Source organism: Streptomyces aureus, from assembly GCF_000725495.1.
Classification (GTDB): domain Bacteria; phylum Actinomycetota; class Actinomycetes; order Streptomycetales; family Streptomycetaceae; genus Streptomyces; species Streptomyces aureus_B.
Genome location: NZ_JNZD01000036.1, coordinates 40,321 through 50,584 on the forward strand (window position 1 = coordinate 40,321; position 10,264 = coordinate 50,584).

Annotated in this window: 4 protein-coding genes; 2 read left to right on the forward strand and 2 right to left on the reverse strand. The window is 68.2% G+C overall.

Annotated features, from left to right (window positions below):
• Nucleotides 1-10: 10 nt before the first annotated feature.
• Both IO36_RS33060 and IO36_RS33065 read right to left on the reverse strand, forming a co-directional pair.
• Nucleotides 11-2,698 (reverse strand): FAD/NAD(P)-binding protein, encoded by a 2,688-nt coding sequence (locus tag IO36_RS33060; protein WP_037625364.1) that lies wholly within the window; start codon nucleotides 2,696-2,698, stop codon nucleotides 11-13.
• 541 nt (nucleotides 2,699-3,239) lie between these two features.
• Nucleotides 3,240-3,917: a GAP family protein gene (locus IO36_RS33065; RefSeq protein ID WP_051901130.1), complete on the reverse strand. Its 678-nt coding sequence runs from the start codon at nucleotides 3,915-3,917 to the stop codon at nucleotides 3,240-3,242.
• 587 nt (nucleotides 3,918-4,504) lie between these two features.
• Between IO36_RS33065 and IO36_RS33070 the strand changes: the two genes are divergently transcribed.
• Both IO36_RS33070 and IO36_RS33080 read left to right on the forward strand, forming a co-directional pair.
• Complete coding sequence (locus tag IO36_RS33070; RefSeq protein ID WP_078943597.1) at nucleotides 4,505-7,177, forward strand: LuxR C-terminal-related transcriptional regulator; 2,673 nt, start codon at nucleotides 4,505-4,507, stop codon at nucleotides 7,175-7,177.
• Nucleotides 7,178-7,572: 395 nt separating this feature from the next.
• Nucleotides 7,573-9,735 carry an MMPL family transporter gene (locus IO36_RS33080; protein WP_037625368.1) on the forward strand — a complete coding sequence of 721 codons (2,163 nt, stop codon included), beginning with the start codon at nucleotides 7,573-7,575 and terminating at the stop codon, nucleotides 9,733-9,735.
• Nucleotides 9,736-10,264 lie beyond the last annotated feature (529 nt).

Sequence of the window (10,264 nt, forward strand, 5' to 3'; positions counted from 1 at the left end):
CAGGACCGGGTCAAGTTGATATGACGGCGGGAGCGCGCCGTCCCGCATGCCGTCCGTGTACCGCGTCCAGCCGCCGCCGGTCCAGCGGCGAGGCGCGGCGGTCCAGCCGGTCCGCCAGCAGCCGTGCCGCCCGGTCGTACTCGCCGCCCGCGATCAGGGCGTGCAGCAGGGTCTCCTCGACCACTTCCTGCTGGGCCTTGCTGGCTCCCGTGCGTGCCACCAGGGCGAGCAGCGGCCGAAGGCGCCGTACCGCCTGTGCCCAGTCCTCGCGGACGACGTCCGACAGCGCCTCGCACAGCGGAGCGATCACCAGCGCGAACACCGCCTGGTGGTGGGCCAGCGCGTGGGCCCGCAACTGCCCGAGGGCGTCGAGGTCTTCGGCCGCGGCGAGGGCGAGTGCGCCGTGCAGGGCCGCGAAGCCGGTCGCCGGTGCGTCCAGCCAGTGCCGTGGGGCGGCGTGCAGCAGTTCACCGACGGGCAGTTCGCCGCTCCAGCTGTCCGTCATACGTGCCCGCCACAGCATCGAGGCGGAGTCGACCAGCAGCCGTCCCCCGCCCACCTTGCAGGCGATGAGTTCTTGTCGGTAGCGGCGCAGCAGCGCGGGCCGGTCGTCGAGGGACAGCTCGTGCAGGGCGGCGTGCCAGGCGACGTGGGAACGATGACCGGCCCCGCCCCCGTGCAGGCGCAGCCACTCGTCCAGCCAGGCCAGGCCGGCCAGGTGCTCGCCGGTCTCGTAGTACACGTGGGCCCGGGCGTGGACGGCGTGCCCCGCGCAGGGCTGTGCGGCCAGCGCCCGGCAGGCCAGGGACTCGGCTTCTTCCCAGTGTCCCTGTTCCTGGCGGACGAAGGCGAGCTGCCCCAGGTACCACCAGTCGTCCCCGTAGGTGGTCGACAGTCCCTCGACGAGTTCCTGTGCCTCCTCGGCGCTGGTGACCCCGTTGAAGGAGACGGTCGGTACGGCCGCGCTCACGGCCAGGGCGTCCCGGGGGTGGCCGGCGATGTGGCCCAGCAGGGCCGCCTTGCCCCTCTCCTCGGTGCCGGTCAGGCAGGCGTCGACGGCGGCGACCAGGCTGCGTTCGCGGTCGTCGGCCCGCATGGCCGCGGCGCGGCGGGCGGCGGCGAGTGCCGGGGGCGTGTGCCCGGCGTCGGCGAGTTCGTGGCCGAGCAGTGCCAGGGCCGCGTGGGCGACGGCGAAGTCGGGGTCGACGGCGACGGCTTGGTTCAGCAGGTCCTCGGCGCCGAGGCTGCCCGCCAGGATGCGTTCCAGGGCCCGGTCGTACAGCTCCGCGGCTTCGGGTGTCGTGCTCAGGGGCTGCCCGTAGCGGTCGGCCGGCGCGGGGGCACGGCGGTCGGTGAGCGCGTCCAGCAGGTGGGTGGCGACGTCGGCGGCCTGTGCGCGGATCTCCGGAACGGCGGTGGTCTCCAGCAGGTTCCCGCGCCGAGCGGCTCCGATCGTCCACAGCCGCAGTCCCGGGGTGCCGGGCGCGGGGACCAGCCGTCCGTCGCCGGCGGTGTCCAGTCCCAGGCCTGCGGGGCCGGTGCGGCCGTATCCGCGTTCCAGCAGGCAGCGCACCAGGGGGTCCGTCGTGCCGTGCGGGCCCGTGCGGGCGCCGGTGCAGTTGACGACCGCGGCGACCCGCAGCCGGGTGCCGTCGCCGAGGGCGACCTCCACCGCGCCGTCGACCGGCACGGCACCGGCCACTGTTCCGGCGCGGGTTTGCAGCAGGCCCGAGGCCAGCAGCCGGCGCAGGGTGGCCGCGGCGGCGGGGGCCATGCGGTGGCGGTGCACCTCCCAGGTCCGCAGGTCCTCGGCGAGGAAGCGGGCCCGGTCGGCGGCGGGCAGTTGCTGCCACAGGGTTGCCGTCAGCGGGCGCAGTCCGTCCAGGGCGGGCCGCCAGTCCCCGCAGGCGCGCCGGGTGGCGGACAGATGCCGTCGTACGACCCGGCGCAGCGTGTCCAGACCGAGCGAACCGTCCAGGCCCGCCGGTGCCTCGGCCGGCGGGGCCGGGCAGGGCAGGTGTTCCTGGGGGAGGAGTCCGTGGCGGGAGACCGCGTGCACCACACGGTCCGGGCGGGCCAGCGTGGCGGCCAGGTCGACCATGGTCAGACCGGTGCCGACGAGCAGGACGTCGCCCTCGCCGGCGAGCCGGTCGAGCGCGCCGGGCGCCCAGGGGTCGGCGACGAAACGGCCGGAGTCCCTGAGTCCGGCGCCGGCCCAGTCCTGTGCCGGGGCGAGGCTGCCCAGTGCCAGTACGGCCGCGTCCACCCGCAGCTCACCGCCGCCGGCGAGCCGCAGAACCGGCCCCGGCCCCTGCTCGCGTACGGCGACGACCTCGTCGCGCACCCGGTGCAGGCGGGCGTGCCGGCAGGCGGCGGCGGTGCGCTCGACGAGGTCGCTCAGATACTGCCCGTACACCCGGCGGGGTACGAAGTCACCGGGATCCGTGGGCAGATGATGATCCGTCAGCCAGCGCTGGAAGTGCCCGGGGTCGTCGGGGAAGGCGCTCATGCGGCCGGCGGGCACGTTGAGCAGGTGGCGCGGATCGCAGGTGCTGTAGGCGATTCCGGGCCCGGTCCGTTCGGCGGGGTCGATCAGCCAGACCTGGACCGGCCGGCCGAGCCTGTCGGCCTGCCGCATCAGCTGGACGGCGGTGAGCGAGCCGGCCGCTCCGGCCCCGACGACCGCGACGCGGCGCATCAGAGCCGACTTCCCGCGCCCGGGGCGCCGTTCGCACGTACGCCGGTGATGCCCCCGCCGGCTGTGCAGCAGCCCGGGACGGTCGCGGGGCAGCCCCTTTTCTTCTCGCAGGGGGCTGTGATGCCGTCACGGGAAACGACCTTGCACATAAGCACTCCTCACGTCCGAACGGAGGTCTCTCACCCCCCACCCAGCCGCATCCTCGAGCCCCCCGCTCGACGACGGGTCGAGGCCCGCTCGCAACCCGGACGGCCCCCGATCTCCCCCGGCTCCATATCGGCAGGAGACGGGGGAGGAACGCCGGGTACACGGGACCACGCCGGAACATCAGCCGGGACCGCTCCCCGTACCTGCGGGGGCGACGGCCTGAGCCGCCCATCTCCCGGCGGTAAAGAGCCGGTTGCTGCCCCCGGCTCCCTCCAGGTGGGCAAGGCGCCCGTTCAGGTCCGCCGGTGATGAGCCCTGGGGGCGGCCCGTCGTTTGCCGGACCGCCGGATGGGGCGCCACCAATGCAGTTGGCCGGGGGGTCGGCACGCCGCTCTCATCGGCCGAGACCGGACAGCCCCTCGCCCAAGACGTTCGCACCCAGCAGGAGCAGCACGATCACCGTGATCACGGTGCTGTTGGCGACCATGAACCGTCTGACACCGTCCAGGAGGGACGCGGCGCGCTGTCCTCCGGAGAGATGGACGGCGACGGCGGCGAGCACCGTGCAGGAGGCGATGAGCACGAAGAGGGCGACCGCCGTGATGAGGCCGACGTCGTGGGCGCCGGCCTCGACGACCGCGGTGGCGGCCGACGCCGTCAGGACGAGATTCTTCGGATTCGCGCCCGACAGCAGCGCCCCCAGGAGCAGTGCCCGCCCGGCCGTGACGTCCTCGAGCGAGGCCATCCAGCGGGGCGGCTCCGCCTGCTCACCGGCACGCGGGCGCTTCCACCAGGTACGTGCTCCCAGCACGATGAAGGCTCCTCCGGCCAGGACCCGTCCCCAGTCCGCGATCGCCGAGGACGTGCTGCCGGGGGTGTCGGCCCCGCCGAACAGCACCACGACCAGTGCCGCGGTGACCGTGAGGCCGGTGATCCACCCGGCCGCGAACAGCAGGCCGTTGCGGCCGCCCCGCGCGCCGGACAGGATCAGGACGATCCCGATCACAGGGAAGGGACTGAGCGCGATCGCCAGCGCGGCCGGCAGCATGGCCCCCATCGCCTGGCTGAGCACCCGATCCCTCCGTCATCCCACGGCGTGACCTGCTTCGCTCGCCGGCAGCATCCCGATGCTGCCCCAGCAGGAGCCCTCGCGCCGTACGAACGCGCCGACGTCACCCGTCTGCGGAACGGGCCGCCCCCGGCGGAGCGCACTCCTTCGAAGGGACATTCCAGATCGGTCGGCCGCCCGTCACGCAAAGCCTCATGCCGTGGCCATGTGGCGGTCAGTTCTCCGCGCGCCTACTTGTCACCCAAGAAAACGGCTACGCGCTCCCGACCTGAGTAACGGATACCCATTCGAGACGGCCATCCGCCACCCAGACTTCACGAGAACGCCACGTGCCGTCGCCGGCTCGCAAGCACGTGGCGGATGCGTGCTAGGAGGCGCAGGACTTCCAGGAGCGCTCGTGGCGCCGAGAAGCGAAGGCAGTCGACGGTGGACGGTTGAACGCTGCGGGTGTCCAGCAAGCACATTGGCGCTATGAGGTGGTGACATGAATTCAGGCCGATACCGGCCCAATCGGTATTGGGTCTGTCTCGTCGGCTGGCCATGAGTGCCGTCATCTGCGAGTTCGGCCTTCCGGAGGTATTCTCAGCACCATGGACACGCAGTGGCCTTTGATCGGTCGTGCCGCCGAACAGCAGAAGATAGAAGAGATTCTGAAGAATGGCACGCCGAGAGGCGCCATAATTCTGGGATCGGCCGGATCCGGGAAGACCCGGCTGGTATTGGATTCATATGAACGCGCCTCGAGTTACGGGTTTCACCCGCTGCTCATCTCGGCAACGCATGCATCCCGGGAAATTCCTCTGGGGGCATTTGCTCCATGGATTTCACCCGACAGGATCAGCCTTGCCGAAGCCCATTCGGTTCTGGCGAGGTCAGCTGAATCCCTGAAGCGTGTTGCAGGCAATCGTCGTTTGCTTCTCTGTGTCGACGATGTGCAGTTTCTGGACAGTGCATCCATTCTTCTCCTGCGGCAGATGATTACTCATCACCGCGCAGCAACGGTAGCCACATGCCGGGAGGACGTGGCCTCCGCTCATGACATCATGGCGTTCTGGAAAGACGGCCTGCTTGCGCGGATCGACCTGCCCGTGCTCGGCGAGGACGATTCCGCCAAAATCGCGGCAGCCGTGGCCGGAGACCCTGTCGACTCAATGACCGCCTCTGAAATCTATCGGCTGAGTGACGGCCTACCACTGACGGTGCGGGAGCTGATCATTTCCAGCAAGGAGAAGGGGCAGCTCACCCACAAAAATGGAACCTGGTCGCTCTCAGGTGAGATCACCGCGGCAAGCCGGCTCGTCGATCTCATCAAGGAGCGAATCCAGGAGTCCTCGCTCCCGCAGATCGATCTGCTTCAAATTGTGGCTCTGGGAGAGCCGGTTCCGCTGAGGCATCTCCTGAATGCTTACGACATTTCAGAACTGGAGGAACTCGAGAGTCGGTCGATTCTTGCTGTGCGGAAAGAAGGGGCTGAAGAAGAGGTCCGTTTCGTCCATCCGCTCTACAGTGAAATTCTACGGAACTCCATGCCTTCGCTTCAGCGGCGCCGTCATATTCGGGAACTGGTGAAGCTGTATCGTATGGATTCTCAATCCCGAGCCGACGCGGCGCTGAAGCTTGCGCTTTGGAGCATCGAACTGGGAGAGGACCCGGACCCTGTCGTACTGCACAATGCTGCGCTGATCTCTTTTGCGGCACTCGACCTGAAGAATGCGCAACAACTTTCAGAGGCTTCATGGAAGGCGGATCCGACCGCCGAAATCTCCACACTCCTTGGGACAGTGCTCTGGATGAGGGGACGTTACCGCGAAGCCGAGGACGTCCTTGCCGTCGCATGGTCCAGGGTCCGTGACCCCCGGGAAAGAGCCGTCGTAGGACTGGCACGAGCCACGACACTCGAAGGCCTCGAAAAGTTCCACGAGGCAGAGGAGCTCCTGACGCAGGCGATGCTCGCGGTCCAGAACGAGCCCGAAGAGGCCGGACGTGAAGGTGACCTGCCCGACCTCGAATACGCCGGGCTCCTGCAGGTAAGAAGAGCCAAGCTCCTGCTGCACCTGAGCCGAAAAGCCGAAGCGGAAGAGATACTCGGCTCATATCAGGATTCAATGGACCCTTATGTCACATGGGAAGCACGCATCACTCTGGGACTGCTCCTGGCTCATGACGGGCGACCGGCTGACGCTTCTCGGGCCGTAGAGAATCTCGAGCCCCCGGAACTTGACCGCTACAGCCGGGTGCTGATCAGTCATCATCCGATCATGAAAGATCTCGTCAAAGCAATCGCTCTGATGCAGTCCGGTCGGATAGGAGATGCGATAGAGCTGCTTTCCAGCGGCCGGATCGAGAGCGTCTATCGTGAATCTCCCAGCGCCCGGGCCATGCTGGAGGGAGTCCGAGGGGAAGCCGAGCTTCTGAGTGGGGACGCGCGTGAGGCGGCAGTGCGATTGACGCGTGTGCTTGCGAGCGAGGTCGAACAGGGCTGGCCTCTCGGCCGGACCTACCTCTACTGCTGTCTACTGCAGGCAGGGGCCCTGACCGACGACAAGAAGTCCATGGCGATGGCGCGGTCCGGCATCGGATCAGGCGATGAATCTCTTGCCTACGCCGTCGGAGCGCAAGTCGTCGCAGAAGCGTGGGCTGCGGCCGCCGACGGTGAAATCGACGCGGCGCAGCAACAGCTCACAGAATTCCTCGAAAGACCGGATGACGCGAGGGAGACCATCCGACTGGAGGCGGCGCACTCACTGGCGCGCCTCGGCGATGCCAAAAGAGCAGCACTTTACTTTCAGAATATTGTGCCTCCCCAGGGTCCGCTGCTCTCGGCTCGCGTTCAGCACATCGAAGCTCTCTCGAGTAGAGATGCCGCAGAGCTGGAACTCGTGGGCAAGCGATTCGAGGCGTGCGGCGCCCATCTCCTCGCAGCAGAGTCTCACGCCGGAGCGTCACGGATCTACACCCGTCAGGGGAACAAGCGTGCTGCGGCCAGAACGATGAGAAACAGTTCCAGAATTCTGGAGCACTGCCCAGGCGTCCGTACGCCAGTGTCCGTGACCGTGGGAGACGCAATCCAGCTGACAGACCGCGAACGGCAGATAGCGCTCCTTGCCGCGCAGAACATGAGCAGCGCTGAGATCGCAGAACGGCTGGTGCTCTCCGTCCGCACAGTCAACAACCACTTGCAGAAGATATTTTCCAAGCTGGGCATCACAAGCCGCCGAGACATCAGAAAATCCCTGCGCCTCGAATCGGACGCGCCAGAGTAGACGCGACGAAATCGCGGGCCTGCGGCGCATGGCGCCGGAGCAGGTTCACGATCCGTTCGAAGAGCGCAAGCAGCGCCCGCCCTTGCGGATCCCGCCGCCGACGACCACAACATCCCACGGCTGCCGGGCCAACGACGTGACGAGGGTGGACTCGACCGATTCGTCGAACCCGACCAGCGTCATCGACCGCGGCCAGTGCACCTCATGTAGATGGTGAGCGCGAACATAGGCACCGGCTGCTCACGAACGCGGGGCTCGGGCCGACCACCATCGCTCATGGAGGAACTGCCCGACCGGACCCCATCCGGCATCGGGCAGAGAGCTGCTCGGCGATACCGGCCGCAGCATCAGGCCGACCCTGTTCCTCCCGCCTGACCGAGCCTCTGGGAGCTCCCGTGGCCACGTATCTGTATCGACTTGCCCGTTTCGCCTTCCGGCGGCGACGCATCACCGTTCTGGTGTGGCTGGCCCTCCTGGCGGTGGCGGGGGTGGGCGCGGCGACTGCATCGTCGGCGACCTCTGCGACGTTCTCCCTGCCGGGTACCGAGTCCCAGCAGGCCTTTGACCTGATCGAGAAGCGGTTCCCGAACAGCAGCGCTGACGGTGCGACAGCCCGGGTCGTCCTCAGAGCCGCCGACGGGCAGAAGCTGACCGCCGCTGTTCAGAAGGACGCCGTACGGGAGGTGGTCGCCGACCTCGGATCGGGTTCCGGTCAGGTCGCGGCCGTAGCGGATCCCTATCAGGCGCAAGCCGTCTCCAAGGACGGATCCACCGCATACGTTTCCGTCACGTACAAGGTCACGCCGCCCGAGGTCAGCGATGCCACCCGCGATGCGCTGAAGGAGGCCGGACAACGGGCCGAGCAGGTCGGTCTGAAGGTGGAGATCGGAGGTGATGCCCTGACCGTGACCCCGGCGCCAGGTGCCGGAGAGATCGTCGGTGTGGTCATTGCCGGCGTCGTCCTCGTGATCACTTTCGGCTCTCTGGTCGCCGCCGGGCTTCCCCTGCTGACCGCGATGGTCGGCGTGGGCATCGGGATCTCCGTCATCACGGCCCTGTCCAGCGCGCTGGATCTCGGATCCACCACGTCGACACTGGCCATGATGATCGGCCTGGCCGTGGGGATCGACTACGCCCTGTTCATCGTCTCCCGCTACCGCGCGGAAGTGGCTGGAGGAAAGCAGCGCGAGGAAGCGGTGGGCCATGCCGTCGGCACGGCCGGATCCGCCGTTGTCTTCGCCGGCCTGACCGTGATCATCGCGCTGGCCGGCCTGTCCGTGGTGGGCGTTCCCATGCTGACCAAGATGGGCCTGGCCGCTGCCGGCGCCGTGGTCGTCGCCGTCCTGATCGCCCTGACGCTGGTCCCCGCGCTGCTCGGCTTCGCCGGAAGCAGGGTCACGGACCGCAAGGCGAAGACGGCGCGGCGAGCCCGGAGCGACGCCAACGCGGGCAGCCGATGGGCGCGGTTCGTCCTGCGCCGTCCGCTGATGGTTCTCCTGACCGGTGTACTGGGGCTGGCCGCCATCGCCGTCCCGGCGGCTTCCCTGCAACTGGGCCTGCCCGACGACGGTGCGCAGCCTTCCGGCACCACCCAGCGCAAGGCCTACGACCTGCTGTCGGACAACTTCGGCCCCGGCTTCAACGGCCCTCTCCTGGTGGTCGTCGACGGTGACAGGGCTGCTGGCGAACAAGCGGCCCGGACCATCACGGGCATCGATGGCGTCACGGCCGTCGGTCCGCCCAGGATCAATGCCGCCGGTGACACATCCGTGATCACCGTGATCCCGCAGGACCGCCCTTCTTCGGCCTCCACCGAAGATCTGGTTCACGAGATCCGAAATCGCTCCGAACACGACGTCCTGGTCACGGGCACGACAGCACTGAACATCGACTTCTCGCAGAAGATGAACAGTGCGCTGATGCCCTACCTGTCCCTGGTCGTGGGGCTGGCGTTCCTCCTGCTCATGGTCGTCTTCCGCTCGATCCTCGTACCCCTGAAGGCCGCTCTGGGCTTCCTGCTCTCGGTGGTGGCCGCACTGGGCGCCGTCGTCGCCGTCTTCCAGTGGGGCTGGCTGGGCTCTGTCTTCGGTGTCGAGCAGACCGGCCCGATCATGTCCATGATGCCGATCTTCATGATCGGGGTGGTCTTCGGACTGGCCATGGACTACGAGGTCTTCCTCGTCTCCCGTATGCGCGAGGCCTACGTACACGGTGAACGGCCCCACGATGCCGTCGTCACCGGATTCCGGCACGGCGCACGCGTGGTCACGGCGGCCGCCATCATCATGATCGCGGTCTTTGCCGGATTCATCGGCTCGGGCGAGCAGATGATCAAGATGATCGGCTTCGGACTGGCCGTCGCCGTCTTCTTCGACGCCTTCGTCGTCCGCATGGCCATCGTTCCCGCGGTCCTTGCCCTGCTCGGTCACCGGGCATGGTGGCTGCCCCGCCGGCTGGAAAGGGCCCTGCCCGACTTCGATGTCGAAGGGGAGGGGCTCTCCAGGACTCCCCGGAAGACGACAGCCGCGGCCCCGGACCACGCGCTCGTCGAAGCCTGACTCCCCAGCCGTCCGGTGGGCGGGAGGCCTGGTCGGCAGGCCGGCCCAGCCCGGTCGCTTGGAGCGAGCGGCAACCCGGATGCGCGGCACGACGTGGGGACGTCGGTGTCGCAGCGCTGCACCCGTCGGGCACACACCTGACGGGTGCAGCGTCCCCGTGCGTCCCGGACGCAGCTACAGGCCCTGGGGTGTGCGCGCATGGCGAGGAGAAGCCGGCGGCGCCGATGTCCTTCGAGGATGTCCCGCCGTCCAGGCCGGGGCGCACTGCCCGACCGGCGTGGTGCCGAGGGCCGGGCATCCGATGCGGCTGCGCGCATGGGCGCGGCGAAGAGGCCCGGTAGGCGCTGCCGGAGGCCTGCGGGGCACGCCTCGAAAACTTTTTCTTCGAACTGGAATAGTCATGATGCATGAGTAGTTTGACGTAGTGCATCATCCACCCGCATCCGTAAGGAGCACACCGTGAGCAGCATCAAGAAGGTCCTCTTCCTGGCTTTCCCCAACGTCGGTGAGCAGGACCTGTTCGCGCCCT

Bases quoted from the DNA above. Each gene is read 5' to 3' on its own strand.
- IO36_RS33060 (WP_037625364.1), bottom strand. From the start codon at position 2,698: ATGCGCCGCGTCGCGGTCGTCGGGGCCGGAGCGGCCGGCTCGCTCACC.
- IO36_RS33070 (WP_078943597.1), top strand. From the start codon at position 4,505: ATGGACACGCAGTGGCCTTTGATCGGTCGTGCCGCCGAACAGCAGAAG.